A 14,370-nucleotide genomic window follows, 5' to 3' on the forward strand; every position below is an offset into this window, starting at 1 on the left:
AAAACCACTTCCGCGGACGATCAAGGAATCGTAGATTTCCTGCCATGACGACGCAGCAGACGACCACGCAGCCCGCCGCCTCCGGTACGGTCCCGGCCCCCGCGAGCTCCAGCCCCGCGAGCTCCAACCCCGTGCTGCGGGTCCCTCCGGCAGCCCCGGCCGCGGCCGCCGCCTACTTCGCCGCGAGCCTCGCCTTCCACACGGACGCGTCCGATGTCGCCGCCGCCTTCAAGGCCCACCGCGAGCAGGGCACCGAGCTCGGCTTCCAGCTGATCGACTCCCGCTCCACCCCGTCCTGGGAGCAGGCCCACATACCGGGCGCCCTCCACCTGCCCACCGCGCTCATCCCCGAGCAGGCCGAGCGGCTGCTCGACAAGAACGTGCCGGTGGTGACGTACTGCTGGGGCCCCGGCTGCAACGGCGGTGCACGCTCCGCCCTCGCCCTCGCCGAACTCGGCTTCCAGGTCAAGGAGATGCTCGGCGGCATCGAGTACTGGATCCGCGAGGGCTTCGAGGTCGAGACCTGGCAGGGTACGCAGCAGCGTGCCGAGGCCGACCCCCTGACCGCGCCCACCGACTCGGACGACTGCGGCTGCTGAACGCCCGCATGCCTGTACGCCCGGGTCGCCTTTGCTGCGGGACAGGCCATGGGCTGAGCGGCTGATCGGTGGCGGCCGCAATCGCGGACGGGCCGCTCGCATCCCTCCGGCGGGAGCGGCCCGTCCGGCGGGTCAGAGCTTCGACAGCTCGTCGACCAGGTCGTCCAGCCCGAGCGAGCCCTGCGACAGCGCCGCCATGTGCCACGCCTTCAGGTCGAAGGAATCGCCGTGCGCCGCCCGTGCGTTGTCCCGGCCGAGCAGCCAGGCGCGCTCGCCGAGCTTGTAGCCGATCGCCTGCCCCGGCATGGACAGGTAGCGGGTCAGCTCGCTCTCGATGTAGTCCGCCGGCCGGCCGCTGTGCAGGGCGAAGAACTCCTGCGCCAGTGCGGGCGTCCAGGTCCCGCCCGGGTGGAACGGCGAATCCGCCGGGATCTCCAGACCCAGGTGCATGCCGATGTCCACGATGACCCGGGCCGCGCGCATCATCTGGCAGTCCAGGTAACCGAGGCGCTGCTCCGAGTCCTTGAGGTAGCCCAGCTCGTCCATCAGCCGCTCCGCGTACAGGGCCCAGCCCTCGGCGTTGGCGCTGACGATGCCGACGGTGGCCTGGTAGCGCGAGAGCTGGTCCGCGACGTGCGTCCACTGCGCGAGCTGGAGGTGGTGGCCGGGGACACCCTCGTGGTACCAGGTGGAGACGAGGTCGTACACGGGGAAGCGGGTCTGGCCCATGGTCGGCAGCCAGGTGCGGCCGGGGCGGGAGAAGTCCTCCGAGGGCGAGGTGTAGTAGGGGGCGGCGGCCCCGCCCGGCGGCGCGATCCGGGACTCGACCCTCCGTACCCGTTCGGCGAGCTCGAAGTGGGTGCCGTCGAGGTTCTCGACGGCCTCGTCCATGAGGCCCTGCAGCCAGGCCCGGACCTCCTCGACGCCCTCGATGTGGGTGCCGTGCTCGTCCAGGTGCTTGAGCACCTCCCAGGGGCCGGCGCCCGGAAGGATCTTGGCCGCCTCGGTCTTCATCTCGCCGAGCAGCCGGTGGTACTCCGACCAGCCGTAGGCGTACGCCTCGTCCAGGTCCAGGTCGGTGCCGTTGAAGTACCGTGACCAGCGGGCGTACCGCTCGCGGCCCACGGTGTCCGGCTTGCCCTCGACGGCCGGGGCGTACACCGCGCGCATCCAGTCGCGCAGCTCGCCGACGGCAGCGGTCGCGCCGGCGGCTGCCGCGTCCAGTTCGGCGCGCAGGGCCGCGGGGCCGCCGGCGGCGAAGCCCTCGAAGAAGGGCGGCTCGTCGCCGTCCTCGCCGACCCAGGTGGTGAGCTGGCCGATCATGGTGGCCGTGGGGCGCGGGCCACCGTACAGCCCGCGCTCCATGCCCAGCTGGAGACTCTCGCGGTAGCCGGCGAGCGCCGCCGGGACGGCGCGCAGCCGCTCGGCGATCGCCGCCCAGTCCTCATCGGTGTCGGCCGGGGTGAGGGTGAAGACGTCGCGCACGCTGTGCACCGGCGAGTGGATGTTGCTGACCGCGCGCAGGTCCTCATCGGCCTCGTGGATGGCGAGCTCGGCGGTGAGGCGTTCGCGCAGCAGGCGGGCGCAGCGGCGCTCGGTGTCGCTGTCCGCGCCGGGCAGCCGCTCGGCGGCGTCCAGGCGGGCGAGGGTCGTACGGGACAGCTCGGCGGCGGCCGCGCGGCCGGCCGGCGAGAAGTCCGGGAGCTTGCCGGAGCTCTCGGCGACACCGAGGTAGGTGCCGGTGATCGGGTCGATGGCGATGAGGTCGTCGACGTAGGCGTCGGCCACCTGCCGGGGCAGCCGGGTGGCGCTGCCGCTGTTGAGGGTCTCTGACATGGGCCCATCTTCGTATGTGAGACGGGCCCGCGTCATCACCGTTCGCTCACAGCCTGCTGACGGTCGGCCGGGGAACGCCAGTCCGGGCCGGGGCGGGCCGGCGACGGCCGGCGCGCCGCGGCGCGGACATCCGGTGAGGGCCGCTCAGAGCTGGTGCCTCAGCGGGAGCTCGCGGGGCGGTTGCGGGGCAGCTCGCGGGTCGACTCTGGGGGCAGTTGGCGTGCCGAGCCGCGCGCGGCCTCGTACGGCATCCGCGAGCTGACCGGGGCGGCCGCGTCGAGCCGGGCCGTGATCACCAAGGTGCCCTCTTCGATCTGGTAGTCCAGCGGAAGGCCGAGGCCGCGCATGGCGGCGACCATGCCGGTGTTGGAGGACTGGGTGACGGCGTACACGCTGTCGCACCGGGCCTCGACCGCCATCGCGATGAGGCGGCGCAGCAGCTCCGAGCCGATGCCGCGGCGCTGCCAGTCGTCCTCGATGAGCAGCGCGACCTCGGTCTCGTCGCCGTCCCACAGCAGGTGGCCGAGGGCGACGAGTTTGCCGGAGGCGGTGGTGGCGGCGAGGGTGCGGCCGAAGCGGGGGCTCAGCAGGTGGCCGAGGTAGCGGTCGGCGTCGCTGACGGGGCCGTGGTAGCGCAGCGACAGGGTGCGCTCGGAGCAGCGGTCGTGCATCGCGCGGGCCGCGGCCCGGTCGGATCCGTCGGCGCGGCGGACGGTGATCTCGTTGCCCTCGGGCAGGGTCAGTACGTCCTGGCTGCGCGGGACCCGGTGACCGAGGCGGGCGTCGAGCTCCACCAGGGCGCGGGCCCGGGCGAACTCGGTGGGCGTGAAGGGCAGGTAGGGCCGCTCCACGGTGATCGCGCCGCCCGAGGGATCGCGCAGCCGCATGACGGTCGCTTCCAGGACCCCTTCGACGGGGGCGTCGGCTCCCGCGTTGGGGCGGCCCGAGAGCGTGGTCGCCGGGATGGAGTGGATGGTGCAGCGGCCGAGCAGCTGGCGCAGCGCGAGCGGCAGTTCGGCGGCGTCGAGCGCGGTCCGCGTGGCCAGGCCGAGGACCCGGGTGGGTGTGTCGACCAGGTCGTGGGCGTCGGCGCGCTCGATCCAGGTGCTGTGGCCGCCGGCCCGGGCGATGGCACGGGTCAGGTCGGCGGAGGGCAGCTGCTGCGGGGCGCGCAGCAGGAACTCGTCCACGGTGCCGCCCTCGGGGAGCGGGTGCGTCTGGAGGGTCAGGATGTCCGCGCCGTTACGCGCGAGGGCGATGCAGACGGCGGCCAGCGAGCCGGGCTCGTCCCGTACGGTCGTCCGCATCCGCCAGAGCGCGGCGGCGGCGGAGGCGGTGCCTGTCGGCGTCCCCGTCACCGCGGCCGGGGACGCCGGCGGATCCGAGGGCGCAGTGCTGCCGGGCGGCGGCGCATGGCTGTGCCGGCGGGCCCACCAGGTGTGGAAGGCGGCGGTGACCAGGAGCGCGACGGCCGAGGCGACCAGCAGGACTGGTCCCCTCGGACCGTGCACGACGAGGTTGGCGATGGCGTCGGCGACCGCGACGGCGCAGAAGAGCGCGGCCAGTTCGACGAGGTCACGTCGCCAGTGGTGGTGGGGACGCTGGGAAGACGCACGGTTACCTTCAGTCATGCACACCACTGTGACGCAGGGGTGTTGCGTGATCACGAACGATCTGTGACCGACTGGTTAAGTCTGGATCTGGCCGGTTTCACCCGGTTGTCCGGGTCAGGTCCGGGTCAGGTCTGGGTCGGGCCCCGGGTCGGGCCCGAAGGCCATGTCCCGGTAGGTCCGGGTCAGGTCCGGGGCTGGCCGACCCGGCCGGGCGCCAGCGTCGTGGTGAACAGGACGCCGCCTCCCTGGCGCCGCAACCGGACGGTGAGTTCGCCGCTGTCCCCGTCGATCTCCACCTCGCCGTAGTACGGGGGGTTCTCGGACGGCGACATGTTGGCGACCGGAGCGGACTGCACGTACGCCGTCTGCGGTCCGAAGGTGGCGTCGAGCCGTCCGGCGGGGAAGCCGCCCGCGCCGACCGGCCCGGAAACGAACTCCCAGAACGGCGCGAAGTCGGTGAAGGCGGCCCGCTCGGGGGCGTAGTGGTTCGCGGCCGTGTAGTGGACGTCGGCGGTGAGCCAGACGGTGCCGGTGATGCGCCGGTGCTTGATGTGCCGCAGAAGTTCGGCGATCTGGAGCTCGCGGCCCAGCGGTGCGCCGGGATCGCCCTGGGCGACGGCTTCGAAGTCCGCGGCCCCGTCGGGGACCACGATACCGAGGGGCATGTCGGCGGCGATGGCCTTCCAGATGGCGCGGGAGCGCGACAGCTCGCGCTTCAGCCAGGCCAGTTGCTCCGTGCCGAGGATGCCGACGGGGTCCTGCGTCTGGGTGCCGGGGGAGTTGGCGTTGCGGTGGGTGCGCATGTCGAGCACGAAGACGTCGAGCAGCGGGCCGTACCGCATCACCCGGTACATCCGGCCCTCGGCGCGGCCGCCGCGCAGGTCGGTGACGGGGAAGTACTCGCCGAAGGCCCGGCGGGCGCGGCCGGCGAGGGTGTCGACGTCCTTGACGGTGTAGCGGGGGTCGTCGAGCAGCTGGCCCGGGTACCAGTTGTTGCGTACCTCGTGGTCGTCCCACTGGGCGAGGACGGGGACCTGGGCATTGAAGTCGCGCAGGTTGCGATCGAGCAAGTTGTAGCGGAAGTTCCCGCGGAACTCGGCGAGGGTCTCCGCGACCTTCGCCTTCTCCTCCGTGGTGACGTTGCGCCAGACGCCGCCTTCACGCAGGGGAACGGAAGCCTGGATCGGCCCGTCCGCGTAGACGGTATCCCCGCTGAAGAGGAAGAAATCGGGGTCGCGCAGCCGCATCTCCTCGAAGACGCGGTAACCGCCGAGGTCCGGGTTGATGCCCCAGCCCTGCCCCGCCAGGTCCCCGGACCACAGGAAGCGCACGTCCTGGCGGCGGGAGACGGGCATCGTACGGAAGGAGCCCCGGACCGGCTCACCGCTGCGGCGGGGGTCGTCGGGGTCGGAGAGGAGGACCCGGTAGTGGATCTGCCGGCCGGGCGGGAGGTCGCGCAGGACCGTGGTGCCGGTGAAGTCCGTGGACGGGCCGAGCAGGGGGCCGCGGTGGCGGCGTACGCCGTAGCGAAACGATTCGCTCGGGGAGGTCTCGACCTCCATGCGGGCGAGGCGGTCGGCGCGCGTCCAGACGGTGGCCGCATGGGCGGTGATCTCGCCGGACTGGACGCCCCACAGCGCGCTCGGGCGGCCGGAGCGGGCGAAGGCGGGCGCGGGGGCGTGGGCGCCGAGGAGCGCGCCGGCCGTGAGGGGCATGCCGAGCAGGGGCGCGGCCGCGCGGGCCGGTGTGGTGAGTGCGGGAGTGGCCAGAGCGGACGACAGGGCGAGGGAACCGCCGATCAAGGACCGTCGGCTGTACGGCATCGATGTCATCAGTGCGTCTCCAGGGGGTGGCGAGGACGGGTCGGACCAGCGTGCCGCCGCACACCGGCCCGCCCGCGTCTCCCGCGCCAACCGCGGGTGAACAACCGTCAGCGGCTCAGGCCGCCCGGCGGGTGCCGTCCGCGCCCAGCGCCCGGAGGCTGGTGCTCCGCGCCGTGTCCAGAACCACGCGGGCGACGAGCGCCGGATCGTCGCTCATCGGGACGTGTCCGCAGCCCGGCAGCCGGATCAGGCGCGCGCCGGGGACGGTGTGCTTCGCGCGCACGCCCTGACGGCGCGGCAGCAACCGGTCCCGGGTGCCCCAGGCGATGGTGACCGGCAGGCCGGGCACATCGTCGGTGAACCGTACGGAAGCGCCCGCCGCCAGGGTCTGTTCGAAGCCGGTGGCATCGCGCAGGGCGAGGGTCTCGGCGACGACGGCCCCCGGCGTACGGCGGGCGGGGCGGGCATAGATGGTGCCGGTGAGGGCGGCCCGCCCGGCGGCGCTGCGCGAAAGGCGCTCCAGGAGGGGCAGGGGCAGGGCCTTCGCCCCGGCCCGCATCGCGAGGAGGGTGGCGAAGGCGTAGCGGCGCTCGCCCTCCGTCCAGAACCCGGCGGGAGACAGGGCGGTGACCGAGCGGGCGAGGTCGCCGCGGCCCATTTCGAGCGCGAGCAACCCGCCGAGGGAGTTGCCCGCGACGTGCGGGCGCTCGACACCGAGGGCGGCACAGAGGGCCCCGAGCGCCTGGGCGACGGTGGCCAAGTCGTACGGGACACCCTCGGGCAGCGGCTGGGAGGCGCCGAAGCCGGGCAGATCGACGGCGATGACATCGTGTTCGGCGGCCAGGATGCCGGTCACCGGATGCCAGGCCTGGAGGTGATGGCCTATGCCGTGCAGCAGGAGGATCGGTTCGCCCGAACCCTTGCGCTCGTAGGCGGCGGTGGCGGTGCGGGGGCCCAGCGGCGAATCGATCGGGAAGGAGATCGTGGCGGTCATGCTGCTGCTCCTCGTCGGGGGACGCGTGGGAGACAGGCTGTCAGGCGAACCACCGCCATGACTACCGTCCGGTAGCCCTTGACCAGCCCTTGACTGCGAGCCTTCAGGCGGAGCGAGAACATCCAGTGAACGGCTTGATACATATGCCCCGATCTGCCCGGCAAGGGGAGAGCATTGGTCTTGACCAAGGGGGAAGCGCCGTCCTATCGTCGCAGGGATAGTGCAAGAACCTTTCATAAACAAGGGCGCGGAACTGCCGCCGGAACAGGGCGAGTGCGGCGATGGCAGGAGGAGTCAGGGTGGGGACCACGCAGCTCGAAACGGTGCCGGAGCCGAAGTACTGGCACCTCAAGACCGTCCTCAGTGAGGCGCTCGACCAGGACTTCGCCGTGGGCGAGGTGCTGCCGAACGAGCGCGAGCTCGCCGCTCGCTTCGGAGTTGCCCGTGCCACCCTGCGCCAGGCCCTGGAACAGCTCGAACTCGAAGGCCGCCTGCAGCGCCGCCGCGGCGTCGGCACCACCGTCGCCCCGCCGCGCGTCGGCGTCGCCGTCGGAACCGCGCAGCACAGCTGGCCCGGGGAGGGCGTCGACGGCTGGGAGCCGGTGGACGCGGCGGAGGCGCTGCCGCCCGCCGCGGTCCTGAAGCTCCTCGGCACCGGTACGGGAGCCGGCTTCGCCGCCGGCGAGCCCGTCCACGTGGTGCGCCGGACCCGTGTCACGCAGGGCCAGGTCATCGCCGCCGAACTGCTGTACGTGCCCGCCGCCTCCGTGCCCGGCCTCCCCGCGATCGAATCCCCGGCGGGACCCGCCCGCGCCCGCGCCGTCCTGCGTGAACTCCAGCGGCTGGCCCTGCACGGCCAGGACCGCTCGGTGGAGCTCGGCTCCGCCCGCGCCGACGACGCCAAGGAGCTGGACCGCCTGCCCGGCGCCCCGGTGCTGCTGGTTACCAGCCGCTACTTCACCGCCGCGGGCACGGCGGCGGTCTCGGTGGCGACCTACCGCGCCGACACCTGCCGCCTCACCTTCGGCGATTCGGGCAACGTCGAGATCACCCACACCCCCCGCGTCGCCTCATAGGACCCGTCCGGCTGATCAAGGCGTCGGGGGCTGGCGCGGCGTGTGGCCGCGGGCGGCGGGTGCGACTGAACCGGCGGCTGTCGGTCCGCTCACGCTGATGCACGAACCGGTGGGCCGGGTCTTCGTGGCGCTGGCCGACGGCCCCCACCATCCCACATTCCCAGGCGTCGGGTTCATCGTGATTCCGGCACTGCCGTGGCGGCGCGTGGGACGGTCGACAGGGTGCTTCCTGTCGGTGTCTGCGTCGGCCTGGGTCGGTCGCCCGGTGCCCATCGTGCAGGCGTGCACCACGCAGGTGCTCGGCGCGGAACTCAAGGTGACCCCCGACGCCCTCGTCATCCCGTTCGGCAAGTCGGCGTCCGCCGCCGTGGAGGAGTGCATGGGGCCCGGCTACGTCTCCGCGGATCGCTGCCTGCTCGGCTTCCCCACCCCTCGGGAGGAAACGGCCACGTGTACGGCAGTTCGCCCAGGAAGGCCGGCGCCACCGTACGGCCGTTGAAGCCTGGGCGAGTGAGAGGTCGTCTCGTGTGGGTCAGTCGATGGTCTGAGCTTGTGACGAGGTAAGCGGATGGTGCCGGAGGGACTACGGGAACCGTTCCAGGCGGAGGTGTCGTCCGCTCCGGCGCGGCCGCGGGGCGGCGGTCGCCGACTGTCTCCCCCGACCCGGGGCCGAGTGAACGGCAGTGATCGCTCTCGGCGCCACTTCCCGCACCTCACGCAGAGGCCGTGCCGCTTCGCCGCTGCGGTCAGCACGCCGTGGGTGGGGAATCAAAGTGAGCGACTGCGTCCACCCCCTTGGCGGAGGGCGGGGACTTCTTCGAACCTCACCAGCCGCAGCCGCAGCCGCAGCCGCAGCCGCAGCCGCAGCCGCAGCCGCGGCCGCAGCCTCAGCCGTAGCCGCAGCCTCAGCGGCGGCCGCAGCCGCAGCCTCAGCGGCGGCGGGCCGTGACGGTCCTCTCCACCGCGAACAGCTCCTCCTCGACGTGGTCCATCGCCAGCCGGAGCGCTCCCGTGGCCACGGCGGCCTCGCCGAGCAGGGACAGCACCACCCGCGGCGGGCGCAGGCAGTAGCGCTCCAGCTCCCGGCGCAGCGGTTCCAGGACGCCGTCCAGGCCGGCCGCCCAGCCACCCACCACCACCAGTTCCGGATCGAGCGCCAGGACCAGCGCCGCCACGTCGTGCACCAGCCGCTGCAGGAACCGCTCCACTGCCGCCACCGCTCGCCGGTCGCCCCGCTTGGCCATCGCGAAGACCTCGGCGACCGCCGGCTCGTCCAGCGGATGCAGCGGTTCCCCGGTGGTCGACAGCAGCTTCTCCGGCGTGACCTCGCGGCCCAGCAGGTGCAGCGCGCCGATCTCTCCGGCCGCTCCGCCGAAGCCCCGGTGCAGCCGGCCGCCGATCAGCGAACCCGCTCCGGGGCTCAGCCCCGCCATCACGAAGACGATGTCATCGGTGTCCCGTGCGGAGCCCTTCCAGTGCTCGGCGACCGCCGCCGCATTGGCGTCGTTCTCCACCTGTACGGGGCAGCGGAACGAGCGGCGCAGCCGCTCCCCCAGCGGCAGCCCGGTCCAGCCGGGCAGCGCCGTCCCGAGCCGGACCGTTCCGTCGGCCTCCACGATCCCGGGGCTGGCCACCCCGACCGCCCGGAGGGAGTCGCGCGGTACGCCGGCCCGCCGCAGCAGGTCGGCGACCGCGGCCCGCACCCGGTCCAGCCGTTCGTCCGCGGTTGCCGCCTCGGCGACCTCCTTGGTACCGGCGCCGATCACCCGCCCGTCCAGCCCGGACAGCAGCACCGCGACGCGGTGGGAGCCGATCTCGATGCCGAGCAGGTGGCCCGCTTCGGCCCGGAACCGGAATCGTCTGGCCGGCCGCCCCTGCCGCCGTGCGCCTTCCTCCGCGTCGGCCTCGGCGACGAGCCCGGTTGCGATCAGCCCCTCCACGACCCCTTCGACGGTCGGTCGGGACAACCCGGTCACGCGGGTGAGGTCGGTGAGTGTCGGCGATTGGGCCGCGCGCAGCGCCCGGAGCACCACGGCTGAATTGATCCGCCGGAGCAGAGAGGGGTCCCCGCCGGTCAGCTGCCCCAACGTGTGTCCTCCCAGCTGGCTAGCCTGTCAGGCGGATCGTACTGCGCACCCGGTGCGGCGGCGAGAAGCAGCCCCCCATAGGCCGGAAACACCCTCTCTCAGGCCGGGGCGACGAAGCCCGACTCATACGCCATGATCACCGCCTGGGTGCGGTCGCGTGCACCCAACTTCGCCAGAATCGCGCTCACATGCGACTTCACCGTCTCCGTGCCCACGATCAGCTCAGCGGCGATCTCCACATTGTTCAGTCCCCGTGCCATCAGCCGCAGGACGGCCTCCTCCCGCTCGGTCAGTGCGGCCCGCCGCAGCACGGACCGCGCCTGCCGGTTCCCGTACTCGGCGGCCAAGGCCCGTACGGCAGCCGGGAAGAGCAGAGTCTCCCCTTCCGCCACCAGCCGGACCGCGTGCACGATCTCCGAGGGCTTGGCCCGCTTCAGCAGGAACCCGTCCGCGCCGGCCCGCAGCGCCTGGTAGACGTACTCGTCGTTCTCGAAGGTCGTCACCACGAGGATCTTCGGCGGAGAGTCCACCGTCCGCAGCACCGCCCGGGTGGCCTCGATCCCGTCGAGGAGCGGCATCCGTACATCCATCGCCACCACATCCGGTCTCAGCTGCCGTACGAGGGGGACGACGGACGCCCCGTCGGCCGCCTCACCCACCACCTCGATATCGGGCTGGGCGTCCAGGACGGCACGCAGACCCGCGCGCACCAGGGGCTCGTCATCGACGAGCAGTACGGTAACCGGCATCCGGTCAGCGTATTCGGTCCAGCGGAAGCCGGGCGAGCACTCTCCAACCGCCCTCATACGGCCCGCTCTCCGCGTCCCCGCCCAGCAGCGCGGCCCGCTCCCGGATACCGCGCAGACCGCTCCCGCCGCCGACCGTGACGGCGGGCCGCTCCGGCAGCGGGTTGGTCACCTCCAGGTCCAGCCGACCCACGGCCATCTCCACGCGCACTCGAACCGGTACGGGGCCGCAGTGTCGCAGCACATTGGTGAGTGCCTCCTGCAGGATCCGGTACCCCTCCCGGGTGACCGGTCCCGGCAGCTTCTCCAGGGCCCCCGTCAGCCGCACGTCCACCAGGGCGCCCGAGGCCCGGGCCGCCTCCAGCAGCCGGTCCGCCTCCACCAGCGTCGGCCGCTCCGACGGAGGCTGCGCCGACTCCCGCAGTACGAGCAGGACCCGCTCCAGATCCTCCAGTGCGGCTCTGCCCGTCTCTTCGATCGCTTTAAGCGCCCGGTCCGTGAAGTCAGGGTCGGCCGCCGCCCGCGCCGCGCCGGCCTGCACGACCGCCACGGTCAGCGCGTGGCCGATCGAGTCGTGCAGCTCCCGCGCCATCCGGTTGCGCTCCAGCAGCTGCTCGGTGCGCGCCTCCAGCGCGCTGAGCCGCTCCACCGCCGAAGGACCCAGCAACCGCTGGGCGATGGCGGTGATCACCTCACCCAGCAGGACCACGAGCAGGATGAGAACGACCAGCGGTACCGGAGCGAGCAGGGCCGCTGCCCAGCGCGGCGGAGTGAAGGGCACCACAGGGTCATCGGTCAGGGAGGATCCGAGCGCCGCCACGATGAGTTCGACCGACATGAGCGGCAGCCACACGGTCGCGAACATGGCCGCTCCGGAGATGACCAGCCGTATCTCCAGCCATAACACCGTCCGCCACCGGTCGCCCCAGCGCACCGACGGGGCCGTGCTGATGACGCTGTCGGCGGAGCCCCGGTCATGCGGCGTCAGCAGCAGCTGTGCCTGCAGTCCTTCGGCCAGCCGCACCCACGGCACGAAGCCGAACGGTATGACGATCAGCAAGGGCACCCACGGCTGCGTGGGCATGATGTACATCCAGATGGCCAGCAGGAGCAGCGGAACGCACAGGTGCAGCCAGCGCGAGTACGTCACCGGCAGGAACGGGGCACGGAGCAGTCGGTACATGCTTCCATCGTGGCAGCGACCAGGTCACGGACGTCTCCCCCACGTGGGGGAGACGCCACCCTCGCATGGGGGAGGAAGGAGGGTGGCCGGGTCGCGAATCTTGAGACATGAACCGCATCGAGATCCGCGAACTGACCAAGGACTACGGCACCACACGTGTCGTGGACCACCTCACCTTCGATGTCCTGCCCGGCCGGGTGACCGGCTTCCTCGGCCCCAACGGCGCCGGCAAATCCACGACGATGCGGCTGCTGCTCGGTCTGGACCGGCCCACCTCGGGCACGGCGACCATCGGCGGTCGCCGCTTCACCGAACTCCACAACCCCCTGCACGCGGTGGGCGCCCTGCTCGATCCGCAGGCTGCCCACGGCGGGCGCACGGCGCGTGATCACCTCCTCACGCTCGCCGTGAGCAACGGGATCCCGGCAAAGCGGGTGGAAGCGGTCCTGGAGCAGGCCGGCATAGCGTCGGTGGCCCGGCGCCGGATCAAGACCTTCTCGCTGGGCATGCGTCAGCGACTGGGCATCGCCGCGGCGCTCCTGGGCGATCCCGGTGTGCTGTTGCTGGACGAGCCGGCCAACGGCCTCGACCCGCAGGGCATCATCTGGATCCGAGAGCTGCTGCGCGCTCTGGCCGCCGATGGGCGTTCGGTCCTCGTCTCCAGCCATCTGATGGCCGAGACCGCTTCGTTCGTCGACCACCTGGTGGTGCTCGGGCAGGGCAGGCTGCTTGCCGACGCCTCGATAGCGGAGTTCATCGACGCGAGCAGTACTCCACGTGTGCGGCTGCGGACCTCAGATCCGGTCCGTCTGCGGGCCGCGCTGGCCCGCGACGGCTTCCATCTGGTCGCGGCCGAGGGCGGCCGCTGGACCGTCGAGGGCCTACGGGCCGAAGCGGTGGGCGCTCTGGCGGCCCGCGAGGGCGTCCCGATGCTGGAGCTCTCCGACGATCGGGCGTCGCTTGAGGAGGCGTATCTCGACCTCACGGCCGACCGTGTCCAGTTCTCCTCTTCCGCAGCCTGAACCACCCCCTCGTCCCACATCGTCCCCGCCCTCTTGCCTGCCCGTACCCAGCTCACCCCGACTGGAGGCCCTGCCATGAGCGCAGCCGCCCTGCCCACCATCCCCGTACTGCACTCGGAATGGATCAAGATACGGTCCGCCCGTTCCGTCCTCGGGTCCCTCATCGCGGTCTTCGTCGCCACCGCGGGTATAACGGTCCTCACGGCGGCGGTGCTCGGCACAGCGCAGGAGGACGCGATGGGGGACGATCCGCTACTCGCGGCCTTCTACGGCATCAACTTCGGGCAGATAGCCGCCATCGCGTTCGGTGCCACCGCTCTGGCCGGTGAGTTCCGTGACGGAGCCCTGAGGGTCTCGCTCACCGCCGTGCCGAACAGGACTCGCCTCTACCTCGCGAAGGTCGCCATGATTGCCGGGCTCGCCTTCATCGTCGGGCAGATCACCGGGCTCGTCAGCTTCCTGGCCGGTCAGGCCTTCATGGGCGACCACGCCCTCGCCCTGGGCGATCCGGGCACCGTGCGGGCCGTCTTCGGCAGCGGTGTTTACCTGACGCTGATCGCGCTGCTCTCCGCCGGCCTGACCGCCCTGGCACGCAGCGGCACCCTGGTGATGGGCCTGCTCATACCCTTCCTCCTCATCGTCCCGTTCGTGGTTGGTGAAGTCGTCGGTGGAGCAGGCCAGTTCATGCCGGACCGGGCCGGTCAGATGGTCATGCGGATGGAGGCGCAGGGTTCGCTCGGCCCGTGGACGGGGCTCGCGGTGGCCGCCCTGTGGTCGCTTACGGCGCTGGTCGCCGGCTGGATCGCTGTGCGGCGCCGGGCCGCGTGACGCCGCGCCAGCTGTCAGTGCCTCTCGGGATACTGACGATATGACCACGGCAGAGCATCTCGACACGATCGATCGGCTCCGGGCGCGGGAGTTCCCCACCGATCGGGAAAGGTCCGGCGGCCGGACCAGCGGCCCGGGCTACCACCTCGTCGAGCTCGGACGGACGGGTGACTTCTGGGACGACGACGGTTCGGGACGGACGGAGGCGGCCGACCAGATCGGCGCCGAGTGTGGGTCCCTGGCACAGGCCTTGACCGGCCGGTGGGGGGAGCCGCAGATGTTCAGCCTGACCTCGACGCTGGACCGGGCCCTGGAGGGGGAGGCGATAGCGCAGCCATGGCATGAGATGAGCAACACCACCGACCATCTCCGCTTGTGGCGGGCCGAGGAGCAGTGGGTGGTCGCGTACGTGGCGCAGTGGGACGCCGAGGGCCCGTACCTGTTGATGGCCGGAGTCACCGTGATCGACCCACCGTAGGCGGGGGCGCACACGGACCGCCGCCGAGGAAAGGGGCAGACCGACCGCCGCCGTAGGAAAGGTGGGCGCAGACCGACCGCCGCCG

The 14,370-nt window shown here is 72.2% G+C and carries 13 protein-coding genes; 6 read left to right on the forward strand and 7 right to left on the reverse strand.

Features of this window, described 5'->3' with window-relative positions; all coding sequences use genetic code 11:
• Nucleotides 1–44 precede the first annotated feature (44 nt).
• On the forward strand, nt 45–599 hold the full coding sequence (locus ACWDX7_RS04790; protein ID WP_451491936.1) for a rhodanese-like domain-containing protein: 555 nt from the start codon (nt 45–47) through the stop codon (nt 597–599).
• A gap of 132 nt (nt 600–731) precedes the next feature.
• On the opposite strand, the gene ACWDX7_RS04795 is transcribed toward ACWDX7_RS04790, so the two are convergent.
• The 4 genes from ACWDX7_RS04795 to ACWDX7_RS04810 form a co-directional block, all read right to left on the reverse strand.
• The gene (locus tag ACWDX7_RS04795; protein WP_451491935.1) at nt 732–2,435 is read right to left on the reverse strand and encodes a DUF885 domain-containing protein; all 1,704 of its coding nucleotides are present in this window, start codon (nt 2,433–2,435) and stop codon (nt 732–734) included.
• A gap of 158 nt (nt 2,436–2,593) precedes the next feature.
• Nucleotides 2,594–4,066, reverse strand: coding sequence for a GNAT family N-acetyltransferase (locus ACWDX7_RS04800; protein ID WP_451491934.1), 1,473 nt, complete (start codon nt 4,064–4,066; stop codon nt 2,594–2,596).
• A gap of 164 nt (nt 4,067–4,230) precedes the next feature.
• Entirely contained in the window at nt 4,231–5,871 is a 1,641-nt protein-coding gene (locus ACWDX7_RS04805) for an alkaline phosphatase D family protein (protein WP_451491996.1), read from the reverse strand.
• A 115-nt stretch (nt 5,872–5,986) separates the two neighbouring features.
• On the reverse strand, nt 5,987–6,865 hold the full coding sequence (locus tag ACWDX7_RS04810) for an alpha/beta fold hydrolase (protein ID WP_451491933.1): 879 nt from the start codon (nt 6,863–6,865) through the stop codon (nt 5,987–5,989).
• A gap of 299 nt (nt 6,866–7,164) precedes the next feature.
• Between ACWDX7_RS04810 and ACWDX7_RS04815 the strand changes: the two genes are divergently transcribed.
• Together ACWDX7_RS04815 and ACWDX7_RS04820 are read left to right on the forward strand one after the other, a co-directional pair.
• Nucleotides 7,165–7,941, forward strand: coding sequence for a GntR family transcriptional regulator (locus ACWDX7_RS04815; RefSeq protein ID WP_451491932.1), 777 nt, complete (start codon nt 7,165–7,167; stop codon nt 7,939–7,941).
• Between the two features lie 97 nt (nt 7,942–8,038).
• Nucleotides 8,039–8,440 (forward strand): hypothetical protein, encoded by a 402-nt coding sequence (locus ACWDX7_RS04820; protein ID WP_451491931.1) that lies wholly within the window; start codon nt 8,039–8,041, stop codon nt 8,438–8,440.
• A 430-nt stretch (nt 8,441–8,870) separates the two neighbouring features.
• Here the strand turns inward: ACWDX7_RS04820 and ACWDX7_RS04825 are convergent, their stop codons facing one another.
• From ACWDX7_RS04825 to ACWDX7_RS04835, 3 genes are all read right to left on the reverse strand, one after another.
• On the reverse strand, nt 8,871–10,028 hold the full coding sequence (locus tag ACWDX7_RS04825) for an ROK family transcriptional regulator (RefSeq protein WP_451491930.1): 1,158 nt from the start codon (nt 10,026–10,028) through the stop codon (nt 8,871–8,873).
• A gap of 98 nt (nt 10,029–10,126) precedes the next feature.
• Nucleotides 10,127–10,777 (reverse strand): response regulator transcription factor, encoded by a 651-nt coding sequence (locus tag ACWDX7_RS04830; protein WP_451491929.1) that lies wholly within the window; start codon nt 10,775–10,777, stop codon nt 10,127–10,129.
• Nucleotides 10,778–10,781: 4 nt separating this feature from the next.
• On the reverse strand, nt 10,782–11,957 hold the full coding sequence (locus tag ACWDX7_RS04835; protein WP_451491928.1) for a sensor histidine kinase: 1,176 nt from the start codon (nt 11,955–11,957) through the stop codon (nt 10,782–10,784).
• A 107-nt stretch (nt 11,958–12,064) separates the two neighbouring features.
• Between ACWDX7_RS04835 and ACWDX7_RS04840 the strand changes: the two genes are divergently transcribed.
• The 3 genes from ACWDX7_RS04840 to ACWDX7_RS04850 all read left to right on the forward strand — a co-directional run bounded on the left by ACWDX7_RS04840 (nt 12,065) and on the right by ACWDX7_RS04850 (nt 14,285).
• Entirely contained in the window at nt 12,065–12,979 is a 915-nt protein-coding gene (locus ACWDX7_RS04840) for an ATP-binding cassette domain-containing protein (RefSeq protein WP_451491927.1), read from the forward strand.
• Between the two features lie 75 nt (nt 12,980–13,054).
• Nucleotides 13,055–13,807 carry an ABC transporter permease subunit gene (locus ACWDX7_RS04845; RefSeq protein WP_451491926.1) on the forward strand — a complete coding sequence of 251 codons (753 nt, stop codon included), beginning with the start codon at nt 13,055–13,057 and terminating at the stop codon, nt 13,805–13,807.
• A 40-nt stretch (nt 13,808–13,847) separates the two neighbouring features.
• A complete protein-coding gene (locus tag ACWDX7_RS04850; protein ID WP_451491925.1) occupies nt 13,848–14,285 on the forward strand; it encodes a hypothetical protein in 438 nt (145 codons plus the stop codon).
• Nucleotides 14,286–14,370: the final 85 nt, after the last annotated feature.

It is taken from the genome of Streptomyces sp. NPDC003034, from assembly GCF_053591375.1.

What these genes read in the sequence shown, in the direction of transcription:
- ACWDX7_RS04795 (WP_451491935.1), bottom strand. Translation starts at nt 2,435, where the DNA reads ATGTCAGAGACCCTCAACAGCGGCAGCGCCACCCGGCTGCCCCGGCAG.
- ACWDX7_RS04805 (WP_451491996.1), bottom strand. Translation starts at nt 5,871, where the DNA reads ATGCCGTACAGCCGACGGTCCTTGATCGGCGGTTCCCTCGCCCTGTCG.
- ACWDX7_RS04790 (WP_451491936.1), top strand. Translation starts at nt 45, where the DNA reads ATGACGACGCAGCAGACGACCACGCAGCCCGCCGCCTCCGGTACGGTC.
- ACWDX7_RS04850 (WP_451491925.1), top strand. Translation starts at nt 13,848, where the DNA reads ATGACCACGGCAGAGCATCTCGACACGATCGATCGGCTCCGGGCGCGG.
- ACWDX7_RS04820 (WP_451491931.1), top strand. Translation starts at nt 8,039, where the DNA reads ATGCACGAACCGGTGGGCCGGGTCTTCGTGGCGCTGGCCGACGGCCCC.
- ACWDX7_RS04835 (WP_451491928.1), bottom strand. Translation starts at nt 11,957, where the DNA reads ATGTACCGACTGCTCCGTGCCCCGTTCCTGCCGGTGACGTACTCGCGC.
- ACWDX7_RS04845 (WP_451491926.1), top strand. Translation starts at nt 13,055, where the DNA reads ATGAGCGCAGCCGCCCTGCCCACCATCCCCGTACTGCACTCGGAATGG.
- ACWDX7_RS04810 (WP_451491933.1), bottom strand. Translation starts at nt 6,865, where the DNA reads ATGACCGCCACGATCTCCTTCCCGATCGATTCGCCGCTGGGCCCCCGC.
- ACWDX7_RS04840 (WP_451491927.1), top strand. Translation starts at nt 12,065, where the DNA reads ATGAACCGCATCGAGATCCGCGAACTGACCAAGGACTACGGCACCACA.
- ACWDX7_RS04800 (WP_451491934.1), bottom strand. Translation starts at nt 4,066, where the DNA reads ATGACTGAAGGTAACCGTGCGTCTTCCCAGCGTCCCCACCACCACTGG.
- ACWDX7_RS04830 (WP_451491929.1), bottom strand. Translation starts at nt 10,777, where the DNA reads ATGCCGGTTACCGTACTGCTCGTCGATGACGAGCCCCTGGTGCGCGCG.